Raw genomic sequence first — 18,601 nt, 5'->3', positions numbered from 1 at the left:
CACGCGCTGATTATGACGACAGTTCGATGTCCAGCGACGGAGTCTCATCGGCAAGTGTGTCGACCAGTTCCGTTCTGGTGTGTTGATACACCGTGTTGCTGGCTGTCCGAATCCGGATGGTGTATGCAATCGGCATCAGCCCCAACATGGGCTTGAGTGCTTCAAGCAATGCTGGCGCGAGTCGATCCTCATCGTCTGGGGTGAGTGAGGAGATGAAGTGGATGTCCATGCGGTCCGCTGAATTTAGTGCACGCAAGGTGCGTACCGCATGGTCGAGTCTCGTTGTCCATGAGGCATTTGATGAGGATTTTCGCTCGAGGCAGGTCGCGAACCAGGACGACGTCTGCCTCTGGGTAGACAAAAGAGTCTTCCTGGTCAGACTTTTCCAACAACCCGCTACATAGCTGTTTCCTACCGTTCGTTGGAGCACGTGTGTCGTCATTGAGCGGAATCATCCTCGCCGGAGGGTCGGGCACTCGTCTCTACCCGGTCACCAAGGGCGTCTGCAAACAATTGGTCCCGGTCTACAACAAGCCGATGATCTACTACCCGCTGGCGACGCTGATGCTGGCGGGCATCCGCAACATCCTGATCATCACCACTCCGGAAGACACCGGCAGCTTCCAGCGCCTGTTCGGCGACGGCTCCGACCTCGGGATCTCGATCGCCTATGCCGTGCAACCGTCGCCGGATGGGCTGGCGCAGGCGTTTGTCATCGGCCGCTCGTTCGTCGGCAGCCGTCGTGTGGCGCTCGCCCTGGGCGACAACATCTTCTACGGCCATGGCCTCCCGGAGGTCCTGCAGGCGGCGGCGGCGCGCGAGCACGGGGCGACCGTCTTCGGATACGAAGTGCGCGACCCGGAGCGTTACGGCGTCGTCGAATTCGGCGAAGACGGCCGCGCGTCAAGCCTCGCGGAGAAGCCCCTGGCGCCCCGCTCGCACTGGGCGGTGACGGGCCTCTACTTCTACGACAATTCGGTGCTCGACACCGCCGCCACGCTGCAACCCTCCCCCCGCGGCGAGTTGGAGATCACCGACCTGAACCGGCGCTTTCTCGAGCGCGGCGACCTGCACGTCGAGCGGTTGGGGCGCGGGTTTGCGTGGCTGGACACCGGCACGCACGAATCGCTGCTGCAGGCGTCGCAGTTTGTCCAGACCATCGAGGAACGGCAGGGGTTGATGCTGGCGTGCGTGGAGGAGATCGCCTGGCGGATGGGGTACATCGACGATGCGCAGGTGGAACGCATCGCGACGCCGATGCGGAAGAACTCGTACGGGCAGTACCTGTTGCGCCTGGTAGGGCAGGGACGCTGAGGATGCAGGTGATCCAGACCAGGCTGCCCGGGGTCGTCATCATCGAGCCCAAGGTCTTCCGCGACGGGCGGGGCTTTTTCCTGGAGACGTGGAACGCACGCAAGTTTTCCGAGGCGGGAGTCGAAGTCTCCTTCGTGCAGGACAATCATTCCCGGTCGCGGAAGGGGACCCTGCGAGGGCTGCACTTTCAGCGAACGAGACCCCAGGGCAAGCTCGTCAGGGCGATAGAAGGTCTCATCTTCGACGTCGCCGCTGATGTGGATCCGACGTCGGCGACCTTTGGCGTCTGGGTCGGCGTGGAACTGTCTGCGGATAATTTTCGCCAAATCTACGTCCCTCCCGGCTATGCACACGGTTTCTGCGTGGTGAGCGACGTCGCCCAGGTCGAGTACAAGTGCACCGAGTTCTACGATCCCGCGGACGAAGGAGGGGTCATGTGGAACGAGCCCATCCTGGACATTGCCTGGCCGGTCCGGGAGCCGGTCCTGTCGGCGCGCGACCAGCACCATCCGCCCCTTGCCCACCGGACGGGCGTGTGATGAGCCTATTAGGTATCTTTAGTCTCTCAGAACTAAAACTATTCACTCGGGGCCATGGTGCCGGTCGAGCAACTGATCTCACTTTTCAGGCCATTTTCATCGGTTTGCCGGATTCGACGCAGGTCGGCACCAGAATTGCTACTTGATGCTGTGTTCGCGGCGGGTCAGCCACGGGGTCTTGCGCAAGAGGGGCGGGCCCGGGAGTTCGGATAGAGGCCCCGGGGACGTTTTTGCACAAGAGCACGTCTTAAGGACGGCGGAGGAGACAACGTATGAGCTTGAAAACGGCAGTAATCGCGCTGGCAGTGGCCGGCGTCGCGACCCTTGGTGGAGCCACCTCGGCAAGCGCCGTCCCCATCATGCTCCAGTTCAACGTAGCGGCGCTTGGCAACTTCACAGCCAATACCGGCGACGTCACGACTGCAACGACGATCACGAATGGCGCCCCTACTGTTGTTGGCGCCATCCAGCAGAATAATATCGGCTTGGTTGCAGGCCAGACAGTTACTCTTGCTCCCAACCCGATGGGCGTGACCGTTGGTAGCGCGTTCACGAAGTCGTTCACGGCGGGGGGCAACACGTTCGTCGAGACACTCACGGTTACGTCGGCTACTCCGACGGCGAACGCGCTTGGCATCCTGGCGGCTGGCACCATCACCTGCACCGTGGGCGCAGGGTGTGCTGCTTTCGATCCCACGGCGGTCTTCTGGTCGGCGGCCTACACCCAGAACGCGGGTCCGGGCACGCAGATCAACGGGTCGTTCAACAACTCCACCACTCCGCCTCCGCCTCAGGTTCCGGAACCGACCTCGATGGTGCTGCTCGGCATGGGCATGCTCGGCGCGGGTATCGCGCGTCGGCGCCGCCAGTAACGCCCCTCCCGTCAGGGGAATCGAAAGCGCGGTCACCGCAGGTGATCGCGCTTTTTTCGTTGTAGCAGCGACAATGGGCACCCGTGCGCGTCCTCGTCCTCACCCAGCGCCTGCCCTATGCGCCCAACCGCGGCGACCGCCTGCGGGCCTTCCATCAGATTCGCCATCTACGCGCACAGGGCTGGACCGTCGATGTCCTGTCGCTCGTCCATGACGCGGAGGAAGCGGCCGAAGCCGGTCCCCTGCGCGCCGCCGGGGCCCGCGTGCAAACGGCCGCGGTCCCGCACCTGCGCAACAAGGTCGCCGGCCTGTTCTCGCTGCCTGGCGCGCGCCCGCTCACGCTGACTTTGCTCGACTCGCCGGAACTGCCGGCAGCGATTGCGAGCCTCACATCCGACGGCCTTCCGGACGCGATACTCGCGTGTTCGTCCGGCATGGCGGCAATCGCGCTGCGGCCGCCGCTCGACGCCGTGCCACTCGTGATCGACTTCGTCGACGTCGATTCGGAGAAGTGGCGCGCGCTGGGTGCGACGTCGCGATGGCCGATGTCGTGGATCTACGGCCGTGAACAGCGCACGCTCCAGGCCTTCGAAACCCGTGTCGCCAGGTCTGCGTTCATCTCGCTGCTGACTACCGAGCGTGAGCGGCAGGCACTTCTTGCCTTCGCGCCGGAGGCACGTGCCGTGGTGATTCCCAATGGCATCGATCTGGACAGCTTTCGCCGGCCCGCTCATGCCGAGCGCTCCCCCGAGCCGCGCGTCGTGTTCACGGGTGTCATGAACTACGTGCCTAACGCCGACGCGGCCGTGTGGCTGGCGCGCGAGATTTGGCCCCAAGTGCGAGTGAAGATGCCCGAGGCCCGGCTGGACATCGTCGGCGCCTCGCCCTCCCCCGCCGTGCAGGAGCTCGACGATCAGTCCGTGGGAGTCACCGTGACGGGCAGCGTGGCCGACGTGCGCCCATACCTCTGGCGAGCCCATGCCGCGGTGGCGCCGCTCCGCGTGGCGCGGGGTGTGCAGAACAAGGTCCTGGAGGCCGCCGCCGCTGGACTGCCGTGCATCGTGACGCCCTCGGTCAGCGCTGGCCTGCCTCCCGCTCTTCGGTCGATCTGCCCGGTCGCTGAAACCGCGGAGGCTCTCGGAGACCATCTGTGCCGGGCACTCGACAGCGCACACGAACCCGCCCGCTGGACGACTGCCGTTGCGGGCCTCGCCTGGAGTCAGGCGCTCGCGGCGTTACCTGGCTTGCTCGCTGACGCGGCATGCACCAGGATGCCGCGTCCGCAGTGAAGGTCACCCACCCACCCGCCGATGACGTGCTTCCACCAGGAAAGTTATGCGAAGGCGATCAGTCGTCTGTCTCGCGCAGACGTCATGTAGAGTGATTGCCGTGTCTCCTACCGCACCAGCAGCGAGTCGTGGATTGGCATTGATTCGGCTTTGCCGTCCACATCACTGGGTGAAGAACGCCTTCGTGCTGCTGCCCCTGGTGTTTACGGATGCAGCGATCACACCGGCGCACGTCCTTCGTGTAGTCGTTGTGCTGGCGGCCTTCTGCTGCGCCGCAAGCGCCATCTACTGCGCGAATGACGTCATGGACAGGGACGCCGACCGGGCCCACCCTCGCAAGCAGCATCGCCCGGTGGCGAGCGGTCAGATCTCGGCTCCGATGGCTCTGGCATTCGCGGTCATCCTCGGTGTCGCCGCAATGTGGCTGGCGTTGTGGGCATCCACGTGGGCGGCGGTTCTGCTCGCCGCATATCTGGCAAACAACCTGGCCTATAACCTGGTGCTGCGCCACAAGACCATTGCCGACGTGATGTCCATTGCCGTCGGCTTCCTGCTACGCATCCTTGCGGGTGCCGCGGCAATCCCTGTTCGCCCGACGTCGTGGCTGCTGCTCTGCGGGTTCTTCCTGGCGCTACTCCTTGGATTCACAAAACGAAGGGTCGAAATCGCGCACGCCGCCGATCAGCGCTACCGTGGAGTGCTGTCCAACTACTCTGCACAGAAACTCGACGTTGCAATATCGGTCACTGCAGCAGTCACCTTGGTCACTTATGCGTTGTATACGGTGGATGCTAGCACCGTGGCTCTTCATCGCACCGAATACCTGCCAGCGACACTCCCATTGGTGTCTTACGGAATCTTTCGGATCATTTTCAAGGCACAGGAAGGATCAGGAGATGGGCCTGTGGACTTTGTCTTCAGAGACCCGGTCGTCTTGATGATCGGTGCGGCGTGGGTCGTGATGTCGTTCCTCATCCTCAGCTATTCCCAGTAACAATCGCTCGGAGGACATCACCGACGCGGATCGGCCGAGATCCGGCCGGGTGTCGCGTAGTCGAGCCAAGGCGGCTCACCGTGACGCCACCATCCCGCCGCCAGAGCCGCCAGTTCGTAGGTCACGTAGAACCTGTCGTAGTGCCGCGTCCACCACAGCGTCGGCACCCCTCCTGCGACCGGACAAGCGACCGTGCCGAGACGGAGTCGGCCGGCGTACGCGGCCGCCAGTACCCGCACTCTCCTTGTGTGGTGGGGCGAGGTCACCAGCAGCAATCGCGTCAGCCGGCGATCCTCGAGCCATTTCGCGGCGACGCGGATTTCTTCCCGCGTGTTCTCTGTCGGGGGCGTCAGCACGACGATCCGGGAACGCGGCACGCCGAGCGACTCGAGCCAGCCGATACGGTACGGACAGGCGTCGCAGTTGTACTTGCCAATCACGCGCGGGATGGCGAGCAACACGGTCGCCGCGGGCCATTGTCGCGCCTGCGACGCTGTCTCCTGGAAGCGTTCCCGTTCGTGGCTCGTCAACGACAGGATGGCGTCAGGGTAGTCCAGCGGCGCCTCTCGAATCAGCCACCACGACGGGGCTGGGGATCCGGCGACCAGCGCCACGAGCGTCACCAAGGTTGGCGCAAGAACCCTTAGCGGCCGGCGCGTGACACCACCGGGCGCGCTCACTCAGTCAGGCGCTCCGGGTGCCATCCCAGGCATGCGCCCATGATCGGTGAGGTCCCTTGCAGGCACGATTTCCCCACAGCAGGTCAACCCGACAGCTGCCCCGAACTCCACACGATCCCCATCTTCGAGAAACCGCCGCGTCTCCCCCGTTGGCAGCGTGATCGGATCGGTGCCGCGCCATGTGCGCTCGAGCAGGCATCCCCGCGATTCGGGCTGCGGGCCGGAGACGGTGCCGGTGCCCAGCAGGTCCCCGGGGCGCAGGTTGCAGCCGTTGCTGGTGTGATGTGCGACCAGTTGCGCCGGCGTCCAGTACAGGTCGCGCATGTTGCTGCGACTCACCAGGTGCGGCGGTTCACCCAACTCGCGCATGCGAGTGCTGGACAGGCGCACCTCGATGTCGAGGTCGAGCGCGCCGCTGGACTGGTCCGCCGCGTCCAGCAGGTACGGCAACGGCGGCGGATCACTCGCCGCTCGTACGACGGCTACACGCCGCGGCGCCAGCGCGGCGAGCGGCACGACCCATGCGCTGATGGTAGTGGCGAAGCTCTTTGCCAGGAACGGCCCAAGTGGTTGGTACTCCCAGGCCTGGATGTCACGCGCCGACCAGTCGTTGAGCAGCACGACCCCGAAGACACGATCGAGCGCTCGCCCGATCGGCACCGGTTCGCCGAGTGCGTTCTCGCCGCCGATGACCAGGCCCACTTCCAGCTCGTAGTCCAGGCGCTGCGATGGGCCGAACCGGGGCGCGGTCTGCCCCTGCGGGAGCACCTGTCCGGACGGTCGACGCACCGGCGTACCACTGACGACGATGGACGAGGCCCGGCCGTGATAACCGATGGGCACGTGCCGGTAGTTCGGCAACAGTGGCTGCTCCGGCCGTAGCATCGTCCCGACGTTGGTCGCGTGGTGGATCGACGCGTAGAAATCCGTATAGTCGCCGACGTCGAACGGCAGGTGCATGTGCGCCGCGGCCATGGGCACGAGGCACTGCCGGATGACGTCGCGTGCGCCCTTCCAACCGCTGTCATCGTCGACGAAGAGCGCGAAGAGGCGGTGACGCAGTGCCGACCACTGCGCCGGCGTCAATGCGAGGAGCGCATTGAGGTGCGGCACGCGCAACGCCGGCCTCAGTGCCCCATCGAGATCGTCCACGAGACCCAGTTGCTGCGCCGCCGCGAGGTCGAGTATGTGTCCCGCGATGCCGACGCCGATGCGCCGCACATTGTCGTGCCCGGGAAGCGAGAAGGCCCCGTACGGCAGCGTCTGCAGCGCGAACGCGTGGGTGTCTTCTGAATCGGGCGCCAACCACGTTCTGGCCACCGGATCGTGCGTGTGATCGATCACGCGATCAACCCGATGCGACGCGCGTCCTCGACGGGCTCCTCGAACGAACACGTGCCGATGCTGCGAATGAGCGCGCGTCCGGACACGGCGAATTGTTCGAGGGGACCTTCGATGATCGGGCCATGCGGGCCGCGCCAGTCCACCTGTGCATGGCCGATCCATGAAGGGATGTTCGTCACCGACAACAGGCGGGCCACCGTCGCGCTCACTTCCGCGCTCTGCACCGCCGAACGCCCTGCACCCTCCGCGATGCCGGCTGCCAGCACCAGATTCAGGTACCCGAGCATCGTCGTGTGTGCCGCATCCGGCGCCGGCCCGGCCGGATGCTGGCCAGTGACGGCGTGGTGGAGTCCGGCCGTGGCTTTCGCGACCACGCCACGTGCCACGCACCCGCACAGGAACGCGGCGACATCGTCGCAACCCGGCGTGCTGGCGGGGGTGGCCCCCCCGGTGCGAAGCTTGGCGTGCAACCCGGCCTGCGCAACCGCATCCAGCACGGGATCGAGCTCGCTGCCAAGCGGCACTTCGCAGTAGACATCGAAGCCACGAGTCGCCCACGCGCGCAGGGCGCGGATATCGTCTGCGCTGCTCACCCTGGTCTCGATCGCGTCGACAACGGCAGCGCCGTGCGCCGGATCGGCGTGCCGCTGATTGAACGCGTCCACGCGTGACACATCCGCTCCCGTGTCGGCCGAGAGCACGCTGACGCGCCATGGAGGGGCGCCGTTGCCTGTCGGCAGGTGCTGGGCCGAGAGCGTACCGACCGCGTCGAGGTCCGCCGCCGGCACGACGAGGCGTCCGAGCATCCACTCGTCGTGGCTCGCGCGATGACACGCGTAACGAGTCAGTGTCTCCCCGAGCGTCAACGAGGCCGGGGGGAAGAGGCCGGCGTAGTCGAACAGCCCAGCGAGCAACGGGCGGGAGCGAGGCACAGAGCCGATTCTACAAGTTTCCGCGGAGCGCCTGTTCGCGCTCGATGGCTTCGAAGAGGGCCCGGAAATTCCCCTTCCCGAACCCACGGCTACCCTTCCGCTGGATGATCTCGTAGAACACCGTCGGGCGATCCTCCACGGGCCTCGAGAACAGCTGCAGGAGGTAGCCCTCTTCGTCTCGGTCGACGAGAATGCGCAGGGACCGGATCATGTCCAGCGCTTCGTCGATCTGGCCGACACGCTGTGGCAGCAGGTCGTAGTAGGAATCGGGCACGCTCAGGAACTCGACGCCGTTGTCGCGAAGCCTGGTGACCGTCTGCTCGATGTCCTGCGTCAGCAACGCGACGTGCTGCACGCCCGGCCCGTTGTAGAAGTCCAGATACTCGTCGATCTGGCTCTTGCGCTTGCCGGCGGCTGGCTCGTTGAGCGGGAACTTGATGGCGTACGAGTTGTCGCTCATCACGATGCTCATGAGCGCGCTGTACTCGGTCGAGATGTCCTTGTCGTCGAAGCTGATGTACCGGGCGAAGCCGAGAACCTTGCTGTACCAGTCGGCCCAGACGTCCATCTTGCCGAGTTCCACGTTGCCGACCATGTGATCGACGCGCAGAATGCCGACGTCCTCCCCGGGGACCTCGCGAGCGACGTATCCGGGCAGGAACGGCCCGGTGTAATCGCGAAACGAGTAGAACGAATGGATCGTGTCGCCATACGTCTTGATGGCGCTGTGGCGGACCGACCCGTACTCGTCGTTCAGGGTCGTCGGATGGAGGGCCGGCTCGGCGCCTCGCTCGACCGCGGCGTGGTATGCCGCATCGGCATCCTCGACATGGAACGCGATGTCGACGATGCCGTCGCCGTGCGTGTGGAGGTGGGCGGCTTCCGGCGAGTTGGTACGGTACGGCGTGGCGAGCACGAAGCGGGCCTTGCCCTGCTCCATCGCATAGCTGGCGAGATGCCGGCTGCCGGTCTCGAGTCCGCTGTATGCGAACTGCGAGAACCCGAAGGCCTTGCGATAGTAGTAGGCCGCTTGTTTGGCATTGCCGACCACGAACTTGACGTGGTGGATGCTCTTGAGACGTAGGGGATTGTTGGGCAACGTCACGTCCTCTGGACCAAAACCAATACTAATCAAGATATAAGCATCACACACCCTCATCCAGTCCACAAGGTCTGCCGGGTCGAAGGAGAGTCCGTGCGCCGAGCATTCCGCCGGGCGCCTGGCCTCTGCTAGGCTGACCACGCCGCGCGGGCACCGCGTCGCCAGCGTTCCGCCATGAATCAGACACTTGCTCGGATCCACGACCGTTCCGCGGTCGTCGGCATCATCGGCCAGGGCTACGTCGGCCTGCCCCTCGCCCTCGTCTTCGAAGAGGCCGGCTTTCAGGTGCGGGGCTTCGACGTCGACCCCACGAAGATCGAGGCGCTCTCGCGAGGGCATTCCTACATCCGACATATCGGGTCGGAGCGGGTCGCCGCGTCGATCGCCCGCGGCCGATTCGGGGTCACGACCGATTTCGACCAACTCAGGGAATGCGACGCGATCCTGATCTGCGTGCCGACGCCGCTCGGCGCACATCGTGAGCCGGACCTCTCGTACATCCACGACACGGCCAACGCCATCGCCAGGCGTCTGCGCAAGGGCCAGTTGGTCGTGCTCGAGTCGACGACCTACCCCGGGACCACGGACGATGAGGTGCTGCCGATTCTCGAGTCGTCCGGCCTGTCGTGTCCGGATGACTTCTTCCTCGCGTTTTCACCCGAGCGCGAGGATCCAGGCAACGCCAGGTTCAGCACGAAGACCATTCCCAAGGTGGTGGGTGGTGTCAACCCCGCGTCCACCGAGGTGGCCGTGGCCCTCTACGGGGCTGGCGTGGACAAGGTCGTCGCGGTGTCATCGGCACGCGTGGCCGAGTCGAGCAAGCTGCTCGAGAACGTCTTCCGGTCGATCAACATCGCCCTGGTGAACGAACTGAAGATCACGTTCGACCGGATGGGGATCGACGTCTGGGAAGTGATCGAGGCAGCCAAGACGAAGCCGTTCGGCTTCACGGCGTTCTACCCGGGACCGGGCCTGGGCGGCCACTGCATTCCTCTCGACCCGTTCTACCTCTCCTGGAAGGCGTCGGAGTTCGGGATGTGGACGCGCTTCATCGAGCTCGCGGGCGAGATCAACACATCGATGCCGCGCTACGTGGTGGGCAAGGTCGCCGACGCCCTGAATGATGCCCGGAAGAGCGTGAAGGGGTCGCGGGTGCTGGTCCTCGGGCTGTCGTACAAGGAGAACATCGACGACGACCGCGAGTCACCGTCGTACCAACTGATCGAGTACCTGCAGGACAAGGGCGCGGACGTCGACTACTGCGACCCGTACTTCCCCAAGGCTCGCCACGGCCGGCGACATTCCCTGAACCTCTCGTCGGTGCCGTGCGACAACACGACGTTTCGCGGCTACGACCTCCTGCTGGTCTCGACTGCGCACGCGCAGTTCAAGGACCCGGCGTTATATGCGGGCGTGTCGCTCGTGGTGGACACCCGGAACATCGTCAAGGCGGAACCAGCGGGCCCCGTCACCGTCGTCCGCGCGTAGTTGGTAGGGACGCCTCTCCGAGGCGTCCATCTCATCTCCAAGTCTCCGAGGCGTCCACGATCTCGGTTTACCGACATGCGGAGATGGACCGCTCGGAGAGCGGTCCCTACCAACGGAGCGGCCACTACCTCCCCTATACTTCGGCCGTGCCGAACCTGACCGAGCCCATCACCAGGGCACGGATTCTCATCGTCGACGATCAGGCCCCGAACATCCGCCTGCTGGAACGACTCCTCACGTCTGCCGGCTATCACCGCCTCTATTCGACGACCGCGCCCGAGCAGGTGGCGGCCCTCGTGGGCCAGGTCAGCCCCGACCTGATCCTCCTCGACCTGCACATGCCCGGCCTCGATGGCTTCGGCGTGATGCAACAACTTCAGGGTCGGCTCAACGACGAGCGCTACCTCCCCATCCTCGTGGTCACCGCCGACCTCAGCGTCGAGGTTCGCCAGCGGGCGCTGGGCGCCGGCGCGAAAGACTTCCTGAACAAGCCGTTCGACGCGGTGGAGGCGCTGCTCCGCATTCGTAACCTGCTGACTACGCGGTTTCTCTACCTGCAGCTGGACAAACACAATCGCGGGCTCGAGGCGACGGTCCAGGAACGTACGCGCAAGCTGGAAATCGCACGCCTGGAGATCCTGGAGCGCCTCGCCCTCGCGGCGGAATTCCGCGACGACAACACCGGCGAGCACACGCGACGGGTCGGCCGCCTGGCGGGCGCGGTCGCCCGCGAGATGGGACTATCCGGCGACACCGCCCTGACCATCGAGCGCGCCGCGCCGCTGCACGACGTCGGCAAGATCGGCATCCGCGATGCGATCCTGCTGAAGCCTGGACCGCTCTCTCCCGCTGAATTCGACGAGATGAAGCGGCACACCGTCATCGGCGCCGACATCCTTTCCGGCAGCAAGGGCATGCTGCTGCGGACGGCCGAAGACATCGCGCTCACGCACCACGAACGCTGGGACGGGACCGGCTATCCGAGCGGCCTGGCGGGCGGAGACATCCCGCTGGCCGGTCGCATCACGCATGTCGCCGACGTCTTCGATGCGATGACGCATCCGCACGGGGAAACGGCCCACGACCGCCGCGACGAGGCCATCGACTACATCCGCGGCGAGTCGGGCCTCGCGCTCGACCCGGACGTCGTCGCGGCGTTCGCTTCTGTGGCCCGGCGCGACCGCATGTTCTGATAGGTAGGGACGCCTCTCCGAGGCGTCCATCGCCAGAGGCGGACGGAGAACTGATCGTGACGTGAGGGACCGCTCGGAGAGCGGTCCCTACCAACGATGCGGTCCATCTCCGCGCCGCATCGACGGTAAGGACGCCTCTCCGAGGCGTCCATCGCCAGCGGCGGGCGGAGAGCTGATCGTGACGTGATGGACCGCTCGGAGAGCGGTCCCTACCAACGATGCGGTGATCGATTCCTGCGCGCGCGGTCGTCGAATCGCGTGGCGAAGATTACGCACTCTGGATCACACTCTTCAAGCCAACCGCGTCAGAACAGACGGCATGGGATCTGCCCCAGGGGGAAGGCATGCCCACTGCGCCGACGCAGCCGGATGACTGGCACGACCGACTGTGCCTGCCTCACGGCAGGCCGACGTGGCTGACGGCTGACGGCATCTTCCTCCTCACCGTGTGCGGAACGCCTCGCGGGCTCAACCAGTTGTGCGATCCGCGGATTGCCAACGCCATCAAGAACTCGCTGAGGTTTCAACAGCAGGCGGGCGCGTGGCTTCTGCTGGCGTGCGTCGTGATGCCGGACCACGTGCATCTCCTGGCGAGAGTACCGCCGTCGACCGATCTCCAGCGCAGAGTCACGTCGCTCAAGCGATACCTCGCCAGGTCTGAGCGCATCCGATGGCAGCGAGACTTCTTCGAGCATCGGCTCAGGCGCGACGAACATTTCGAAGCCAAGCTCGAGTACCTTCGCCAGAATCCGGTTCGCGCCGGCCTGGCCGTGGACGCAGACGACTGGCCATACTTCTGGACCTGGTAGGGACGCCTCTCCGAGGCGTCCATCGCCGCAGGCGGACGGAGAGGCGACCATGCGGAGATGGACGGCTCAGAGAGCCATCCCTACCTACGGGACGGAGAGGCGACCATGCGGAGATGGACGGCTCAGAGAGCCGTCCCTACCTACGGGACGGAGAAGCGACCGTGCGGAGATGGACGGCTCAGAGAGCCGTCCCTACCTACGGGACGGAGAGGCGACCATGCGGAGATGGACGGCTCAGAGAGCCGTCCCTACCTACGGGACGGAGAAGCGACCATGCGGAGATGGACGGCTCAGAGAGCCGTCCCTACCTACGGGACGGAGAAGCGACCATGCGGAGATGGACGGCTCAGAGAGCCGTCCCTACCTACGGGACGGAGAGGCGACCATGCGGAGATGGACGGCTCAGAGAGCCGTCCCTACCTACGGGACGGAGAGGCGACCATGCGGAGATGGACGGCTCAGAGAGCCGTCCCTACCTACGGGACGGAGAGGCGACCATGCGGAGATGGACGGCTCAGAGAGCCATCCCTACCTACGGGACGGAGAGGCGACCATGCGGAGATGGACGGCTCAGAGAGCCGTCCCTACCTACGGGACGGAGAGGCGACCATGCGGAGATGGACGGCTCAGAGAGCCGTCCCTACCTAGGACGGAGAGGCGACCATGCGGAGATGGACGGCTCAGAGAGCCGTCCCTACCTACGGGACGGAGAAGCGACCGTGCGGAGATGGACGGCTCAGAGAGCCGTCCCTACCTACGGGACGGAGAAGCGACCGTGCGGAGATGGACGGCTCAGAGAGCCGTCCCTACCTACGGGACGGAGAAGCGACCATGCGGAGATGGACGGCTCGGAGAGCCGTCCCTACCTACGGACCAGCAATGCGACGCCGAGCGCGGTGGCGGAGGCGAGCAGGCCCCAGACCACGGGGGCGACGCCGGCAATGCCGGCCCCAACGGTGGCGATCTGCAGGACCGCCGTGGTGACAGCGCCAGCGATCATCGCGGCAAGTGCCTGGACGCGGCCGGCACGCCGCGCGAAGAGGCCGGCCACCACCGGCACGAACAGGCCCGCGCTCAGCACGCTGTAGAACAACCCCATCGTTCTGACGATGCTGCCGGCCCAGATCGCGATGGCCACGCCGATGGTGCCGGACACGACGGCCGCTACGCGCACGACGCGGAGTTGCTCGGCCTGCGTCGCCGCCGGCCGCAGGTGCCCGGCGTAGAGATCACGTGCGAGCGAGGTGGACAACATGAAGAGCACCGCGTCTGCAGTGCTCACTTCCGCCGAGAACAGCGCCGCGAGCGCCAGGCCACCGAGCCACGGCGGCAAATCGTCCCGCAGCAGCATCGGCAGTGCCAGTTCGTGATTCGGCAGCGACGGGTGTGACACCCGCGCCAGCATTCCGAGCAGGGGCGGAATCGCCGCGAACGCGAGCAGGACGCCTGCGTTGACCAGCACGCCGATCCGCACCGCTCGCGCGTCTCGCGCGCCGTAGACCTTCTGCAGCAATCCCGGCGAGACGATGAACGACGGTCCGAGGAGCGCCAGGTACATCACACCAGACGAGCCGCCAGAGAACGGATGCCAATAGTCGGAGGGCACCGATGGTGGCAACGCGGCATGGAGTCCGCTGGACGGCCATGCGGCGGGCAGCGCGAGTGCGAGCCCGGCAACCAGCACGATTGCCTGCACCGCGTTGACAGCAGCGGAGGACAGCAGCCCGCCGGCGGCGAAGTACAGCGTCGCGACGACACCGCCGATGACACAGCCCCAGGTGCGTGGCACGCCAGCGACGGTCTCGAGCAGTCCCGCGAGGGCGATCAGTTGCGCCGAGAGAATGGCCAGTGACCCGCACCACAGGAGCACGGCCATGAGCGCACGCACGTCGTCACCGAAACGGCTCTTGAGGTAGTCGCCGAGCGTGCGATGGTCCTGGTCGGCAGCGATGCGCCAGATGCGTGGGCCGACGACAAGCGCGAGCACCATCGAGCCGAGCCCGGCCGACCCGACCCACCACCAGGCCGCGATCCCGTCGCGGTAGCCGAGGCCGGCGGCACCGACCGTGGACCCGGCCCCGATGTTGGCGGCGATGAGCGTGCCGGCGAGCAGGGCCGGCGACAGGCGGCGTCCTGCGACGAAGAAGTCGGCGGCCGTGGCCCGGCGCGACGACCACCAACCGATGAAGATGAGGGCTGCCGCGTAGGCAAGCAGCAGGGCGAGCGTCACGGAACGAGGGTGCGCGCCGAGGGCAGCGACGGCAGGGGATCGGCTCGTTGGACGGCGTTCACGATGGCCTGGGCCGTCACGTCGGCAGCGAGCGCGCCAATCAGGCCGACGTCCGCGACGCCTGCCTGCTTGCCGGTGGCGAGCGCGAAGATGACGTCACCATCCGACGGCGTGTGGACCGGCGCGATGGCACGCGCGAAGCCGTCGTGGGCCATGCGCGCCACCAGCGACGCCTCGCTCTTGGTCAGCGTGGCATTTGTCGCGACGACGCCCAGCGTCGTGTTCTCGGCGACCGGTGCCGGCGCCGGCACGCCCTGGCGCAGCAGTTCGCGCGCGTCGGCCAGGTGTCGTCCATCGGCGGTGCGGACGCCAGCCACGACCTTCCCGGTGGTGGGATCGATGACGTCTCCACGCGCGTTGACGGCGACGAGTGCCGCGACGACGATGCCGTTCGGCAAGCGGATCGAGGCGCTGCCGACGCCGCCTTTCATGGCCCGCGCCATTCCGTGCAACTTCCCCACCGTTGCGCCGGCGCCGGCGCCAACGCTCCCCTGCGGCACGGCCGCGGCCGAGGCTGCCATCGCCGCCTCGCGTCCACACGCAGCATCCGGGCGGATGCGCGCGTCGCCGATGCCGAGGTCGAACAGGATGGCCGCGGGCACGATCGGCACGCGCGTCGGCCCGACCTTGAAGCCGATGCCTTCCGATTCCAGCCAACTCATCACCCCGGTGGCGGCGTCGAGACCGAAAGCACTGCCGCCGGCGAGCACAATCGCGTGCACCTGCTGCACCGTGTTCAGCGGATTCAGGAGGTCGGTCTCGCGGGTGCCGGGGGCTGCTCCGCGGACGTCCACTCCAGCCACCGCACCTTCGCGGGCCAGGATGACGGTGCAACCGGTCGGCCGCTCACGGCGAACTGCGTGGCCGACGAGCAGGCCTTCGACGTCGGTGAGCGTGCCATTCATGGGTGGAGGTGGGTCCGGCGCCTGCGCGCCGAGAAGAGCCGTGCCCACCGCGAGCAGCAGCGCGGCCCAGGGGGGTGTGCGCACACAACAGATGTTACCTAAATTGGTAGGGACGCCTCTGCGAGGCGTCCATCGCGTCTGGCTCCTGCGGAGATGGACCGCTCGGAGAGCGGTCCCTACCTGCGGAGAAGGTCATCAAGGACGGGATCCAGGTGCTGGAAGAACGCGGACGCGTAGCCCGCGGCGCTCGCATCGGTGAGATGCGACCCGTCCATCGTGCGCAGGTCCGGCACGTCCGGAGCGACGAGGGGCACGCCGACGGCATCGGCCAGCAACTGCGCGTGGGTCAGCGATACGTCACGTCCCGGTACCAGTACGAAAACCACCCTGGCGCCGGTGGCTTCCACGGACTCCTTGAAGGCCCGGGCGAGTTGGAGGTTGTGCGGCCGCACCGTGTCGCGGCCGCGATAGAACGGCTCGAGCGTCGCACCGCGACCGAAGCGGGTCGCGACGAACCAAGACCCATCTCGCTCCGAGCGGTAGAGGATGAACTCGCGCTCGCCATCCCAGAGGTCGGGCACGTGCGGCACCACCAGGTGCATCTCCCGCCGAATCACATGGGCGACGGTCGCCTCCGCCTCGATTTTCCAGGCGTTGAACCGCGAATCACGTAGCACCCGCTCGCCCCACGACGAGGTGACGCCTCCGAAGAAGTTGTCGACATTGACGATGACGAGCCTGGGCCGCAGGTGGTGCCGGCGCATGACTTCGAGCGGGAACTGGTGCTGTTCCTCGTGCCCGAAGCCGAGTGCGAACGGCCGCAGCCCACGCGTGACGAAGTACTGCCGGAGCGCCTCGCCGCGGAGCGCGAACATCAATCGCGAGTTGCCCATCAGCAGGACGTCGGCCCGCTGCAGGTTGCGGAGCGTTTCGGCGTCCATGCCGTGCAGCAGCACGTGGTGGTCCACATGCCCGCCGCGGTCGTGTGCAAGGAAGTGCCCGGCCGGCGGATCGGCCGCCGTCGCGATGTCCAGCGTAAAGCGCCGCAGCGTCGTCAGCTTCCAGATCCCCCAACCCTCCAACGCGCAGAAGGCGAAGGTGGTCACGCCGAGCAGGATTGCCCCCACCGCGCGCCGGTCGCGACTGCGAAGCCCTCGCATGGCTCCCAGCATAGCAACCCCTCCGTTGACCTGACCTGTCCACCGTAGCCTTGGCGAAGGTGGAAGGTCGACGGATACGATTCATGAGCAAACTCGTCCGTCGAGCAAGCTCGACGGCTACACACAAGCAGGCGACGGCGCCCGGACGACGTAGGCGTCGAGCTTGCTCGACGCGTGGCCGCGATGTCGGGCTGGGACAGCCCGACGCTACCTAACTGGCCGCGTCAGAACTGGAAATAGATGAACGCGTTGCTCGAGCCGTAGGCGCTGAGGATGGCGTACAGCAGGACGCCCGTCAGCACGGCGCGGCGGGCGGGCGTGAGCGGCTTGACCCATCTGTGCTCGACCAACCACGTCCAGGCGTGGCCGATGGCGACCGGCGCGAGGAAGACGAGCGCCGTCCACATCTCCCAGTTCATCGGCACGGTCTCGAACTTCGCGATGTTGCGCAGGAACTGCAAGGCGTCTGCAAACGAGGCGCTGCGAAAGAACACCCACGCGACGAGCACCACGCCCTGGACCACCAGTCCCCAGCCGAGGCGCAGCCACCAGGGGCGCTGCTCGAGCCCCCGGTGCAGGCCGAGCATGCGCTCCACGGCCAGCGCCGCACCGTGCAGCCCGCCCCATGTGACATACGTCCACGCGGCCCCGTGCCAGAGGCCGCCGAGCAGCATCACCAGCAGCAGGTTGACGTACGTCCGCCTCGCCGAGACGCGGTTGCCGCCGAGCGGCACGTACAGGTAATCGCGCAGCCAGCGCGACAGCGTGATGTGCCAGCGCTCCCAGAAGTTCTTGAACGATCCGGCGATGTAGGGACTACGAAAGTTGATCGGCAACGTGTAACCGAGCAGGTATGCACAACCCCGCGCAATCTGCGAGTAACCGGCGAAGTCGCAGAAAATCTGGCCGCTGAACAGCAGCGCGAGCCAGAGTGTCACCGTGCTGTTGCCATCGGCGCGATAGCCATGCTCCCAGTACTTGTTCACGTACGTGGCCAGTGTGTCGGCGCACACCATCTTCAGGAAGTAGCCTTCGATGATGAAGGCCAGGCCCGTCGCGGCTACCGGCCACCGGATGTGGCGCACGCGGGGCATCTGCGGCAGGAACTCGGTGGCGCGCACGATCGGCCCGGCCACGAGTTGCGGGAAGAAGGCGATGAACAGGATGAAGTCCCGGAAACGCGGCAGCGCCCGCAGGTGGCCCCGGTAGACGTCGATGGTGTAGCTCATCGACTGGAACGTGTAGAAGCTGATGCCCATCGGGAGCACCACCTGCCACGCCGGCCGGCTGAAGCCGAGGCCGACGTGCTCCGACACCCACTGCAGGTTGTCGAGGGCGAAGCCGAAATACTTGAAGAAACCCAGCAGTCCGAGATTGGTGCCGAGCGAGATGGCGAGGATGGCCTTCCGCGTCGGCGGGGATCGATCGGGACGCTCGAGGGCCATGGCGGCGTAGAAGTCGATCGTGGCCGACACCAGCAGCACCCAGAGATACGACGGGATATGCCAGCCGTAGAAGACGAGGCTGGCGACGAGCAGCACTCCGTTGTAGGCCGGTTCGACCTTGCACCGCCCGACAGTCAGCCGGGCGAGGCACACGATCAGGAGCAGCGCCGCGAAGGCGTAGGAGACGAAGTTCACGCCAGCAGTCCGATTGGTGCCAGCCCGCAAGCCGGCCCCCACGACCGCTG

Annotated in this window: 17 protein-coding genes; 8 read left to right on the top strand and 9 right to left on the bottom strand. The window is 66.2% G+C overall.

The window, feature by feature from the left end; all coding sequences use genetic code 11:
• Positions 1 to 10: 10 nt before the first annotated feature.
• Positions 11 to 229 carry a hypothetical protein gene (locus LuPra_RS16435; protein ID WP_110171743.1) on the bottom strand — a complete coding sequence of 73 codons (219 nt, stop codon included), beginning with the start codon at positions 227 to 229 and terminating at the stop codon, positions 11 to 13.
• A 212-nt stretch (positions 230 to 441) separates the two neighbouring features.
• Between LuPra_RS16435 and rfbA the strand changes: the two genes are divergently transcribed.
• The 5 genes from rfbA (at position 442) to LuPra_RS16410 (ending at position 5,008) form a co-directional block, all read left to right on the top strand.
• Positions 442 to 1,314: a glucose-1-phosphate thymidylyltransferase RfbA gene (gene rfbA / locus LuPra_RS16430; RefSeq protein ID WP_110174731.1), complete on the top strand. Its 873-nt coding sequence runs from the start codon at positions 442 to 444 to the stop codon at positions 1,312 to 1,314.
• Between the two features lie 2 nt (positions 1,315 to 1,316).
• Positions 1,317 to 1,853: a dTDP-4-dehydrorhamnose 3,5-epimerase gene (gene rfbC, locus LuPra_RS16425; RefSeq protein ID WP_110171742.1), complete on the top strand. Its 537-nt coding sequence runs from the start codon at positions 1,317 to 1,319 to the stop codon at positions 1,851 to 1,853.
• A gap of 272 nt (positions 1,854 to 2,125) precedes the next feature.
• Entirely contained in the window at positions 2,126 to 2,725 is a 600-nt protein-coding gene (locus tag LuPra_RS16420; RefSeq protein ID WP_110171741.1) for a PEP-CTERM sorting domain-containing protein, read from the top strand.
• A gap of 83 nt (positions 2,726 to 2,808) precedes the next feature.
• Positions 2,809 to 4,014, top strand: coding sequence for a TIGR03087 family PEP-CTERM/XrtA system glycosyltransferase (locus LuPra_RS16415; RefSeq protein WP_110171740.1), 1,206 nt, complete (start codon positions 2,809 to 2,811; stop codon positions 4,012 to 4,014).
• Positions 4,015 to 4,060: 46 nt separating this feature from the next.
• Positions 4,061 to 5,008, top strand: coding sequence for a decaprenyl-phosphate phosphoribosyltransferase (locus tag LuPra_RS16410; RefSeq protein ID WP_110171739.1), 948 nt, complete (start codon positions 4,061 to 4,063; stop codon positions 5,006 to 5,008).
• A 17-nt stretch (positions 5,009 to 5,025) separates the two neighbouring features.
• On the opposite strand, the gene LuPra_RS16405 is transcribed toward LuPra_RS16410, so the two are convergent.
• Genes LuPra_RS16405 through hppD form a run of 4 tightly spaced genes read right to left on the bottom strand, consistent with a single transcriptional unit; the run spans position 5,026 to position 9,063 of the window.
• Positions 5,026 to 5,631, bottom strand: a complete 606-nt coding sequence (locus tag LuPra_RS16405) for a YdcF family protein (RefSeq protein WP_234800945.1) — start codon at positions 5,629 to 5,631, stop codon at positions 5,026 to 5,028.
• 57 nt (positions 5,632 to 5,688) lie between these two features.
• Entirely contained in the window at positions 5,689 to 7,032 is a 1,344-nt protein-coding gene (gene fahA, locus LuPra_RS16400; protein ID WP_234800428.1) for a fumarylacetoacetase, read from the bottom strand.
• Entirely contained in the window at positions 7,029 to 7,964 is a 936-nt protein-coding gene (locus LuPra_RS33310) for a hypothetical protein (RefSeq protein WP_234800427.1), read from the bottom strand. Before LuPra_RS33310 ends, fahA begins: the two co-directional genes overlap by 4 nt.
• Positions 7,965 to 7,974: 10 nt before the next feature.
• Positions 7,975 to 9,063, bottom strand: a complete 1,089-nt coding sequence (gene hppD, locus LuPra_RS16395) for a 4-hydroxyphenylpyruvate dioxygenase (protein WP_234800426.1) — start codon at positions 9,061 to 9,063, stop codon at positions 7,975 to 7,977.
• A gap of 177 nt (positions 9,064 to 9,240) precedes the next feature.
• On the opposite strand from hppD, the gene LuPra_RS16390 reads away from it, so the two are divergent.
• The 3 genes from LuPra_RS16390 (at position 9,241) to LuPra_RS16380 (ending at position 12,556) form a co-directional block, all read left to right on the top strand.
• Positions 9,241 to 10,554, top strand: coding sequence for a nucleotide sugar dehydrogenase (locus LuPra_RS16390; RefSeq protein WP_110171736.1), 1,314 nt, complete (start codon positions 9,241 to 9,243; stop codon positions 10,552 to 10,554).
• Between the two features lie 146 nt (positions 10,555 to 10,700).
• Positions 10,701 to 11,747, top strand: a complete 1,047-nt coding sequence (locus LuPra_RS16385; RefSeq protein ID WP_162271420.1) for an HD domain-containing phosphohydrolase — start codon at positions 10,701 to 10,703, stop codon at positions 11,745 to 11,747.
• A 344-nt stretch (positions 11,748 to 12,091) separates the two neighbouring features.
• On the top strand, positions 12,092 to 12,556 hold the full coding sequence (locus LuPra_RS16380) for an REP-associated tyrosine transposase (protein WP_110171734.1): 465 nt from the start codon (positions 12,092 to 12,094) through the stop codon (positions 12,554 to 12,556).
• Positions 12,557 to 13,418: 862 nt separating this feature from the next.
• Here the strand turns inward: LuPra_RS16380 and LuPra_RS16375 are convergent.
• From LuPra_RS16375 to LuPra_RS16360, 4 genes are all read right to left on the bottom strand, one after another.
• The gene (locus tag LuPra_RS16375; protein ID WP_110171733.1) at positions 13,419 to 14,786 is read right to left on the bottom strand and encodes a sodium:solute symporter family protein; all 1,368 of its coding nucleotides are present in this window, start codon (positions 14,784 to 14,786) and stop codon (positions 13,419 to 13,421) included.
• Complete coding sequence (locus tag LuPra_RS16370; protein ID WP_234800425.1) at positions 14,783 to 15,835, bottom strand: P1 family peptidase; 1,053 nt, start codon at positions 15,833 to 15,835, stop codon at positions 14,783 to 14,785. The genes LuPra_RS16375 and LuPra_RS16370 overlap by 4 nt, the downstream gene beginning before the upstream one ends.
• Before the next feature lie 92 nt (positions 15,836 to 15,927).
• The gene (locus LuPra_RS16365) at positions 15,928 to 16,911 is read right to left on the bottom strand and encodes a hypothetical protein (protein ID WP_157899273.1); all 984 of its coding nucleotides are present in this window, start codon (positions 16,909 to 16,911) and stop codon (positions 15,928 to 15,930) included.
• Between the two features lie 224 nt (positions 16,912 to 17,135).
• A complete protein-coding gene (locus LuPra_RS16360) occupies positions 17,136 to 18,551 on the bottom strand; it encodes an MBOAT family O-acyltransferase (RefSeq protein WP_110171730.1) in 1,416 nt (471 codons plus the stop codon).
• Between the last annotated feature and the right edge of the window lie 50 nt (positions 18,552 to 18,601).

The sequence above is a fragment of the Luteitalea pratensis genome, assembly GCF_001618865.1.
GTDB classification, from domain to species: Bacteria; Acidobacteriota; Vicinamibacteria; order Vicinamibacterales; family Vicinamibacteraceae; genus Luteitalea; species Luteitalea pratensis.
This window is presented reverse-complemented; position numbering and strand designations above follow the sequence as displayed.

What these genes read in the sequence shown, in the direction of transcription:
- LuPra_RS16435 (WP_110171743.1), bottom strand. Translation starts at nt 229, where the DNA reads ATGGACATCCACTTCATCTCCTCACTCACCCCAGACGATGAGGATCGA.
- rfbC (WP_110171742.1), top strand. Translation starts at nt 1,317, where the DNA reads ATGCAGGTGATCCAGACCAGGCTGCCCGGGGTCGTCATCATCGAGCCC.
- LuPra_RS16420 (WP_110171741.1), top strand. Translation starts at nt 2,126, where the DNA reads ATGAGCTTGAAAACGGCAGTAATCGCGCTGGCAGTGGCCGGCGTCGCG.
- LuPra_RS16410 (WP_110171739.1), top strand. Translation starts at nt 4,061, where the DNA reads ATGCGAAGGCGATCAGTCGTCTGTCTCGCGCAGACGTCATGTAGAGTG.
- LuPra_RS16390 (WP_110171736.1), top strand. Translation starts at nt 9,241, where the DNA reads ATGAATCAGACACTTGCTCGGATCCACGACCGTTCCGCGGTCGTCGGC.
- LuPra_RS16380 (WP_110171734.1), top strand. Translation starts at nt 12,092, where the DNA reads ATGCCCACTGCGCCGACGCAGCCGGATGACTGGCACGACCGACTGTGC.
- LuPra_RS16365 (WP_157899273.1), bottom strand. Translation starts at nt 16,911, where the DNA reads ATGCGAGGGCTTCGCAGTCGCGACCGGCGCGCGGTGGGGGCAATCCTG.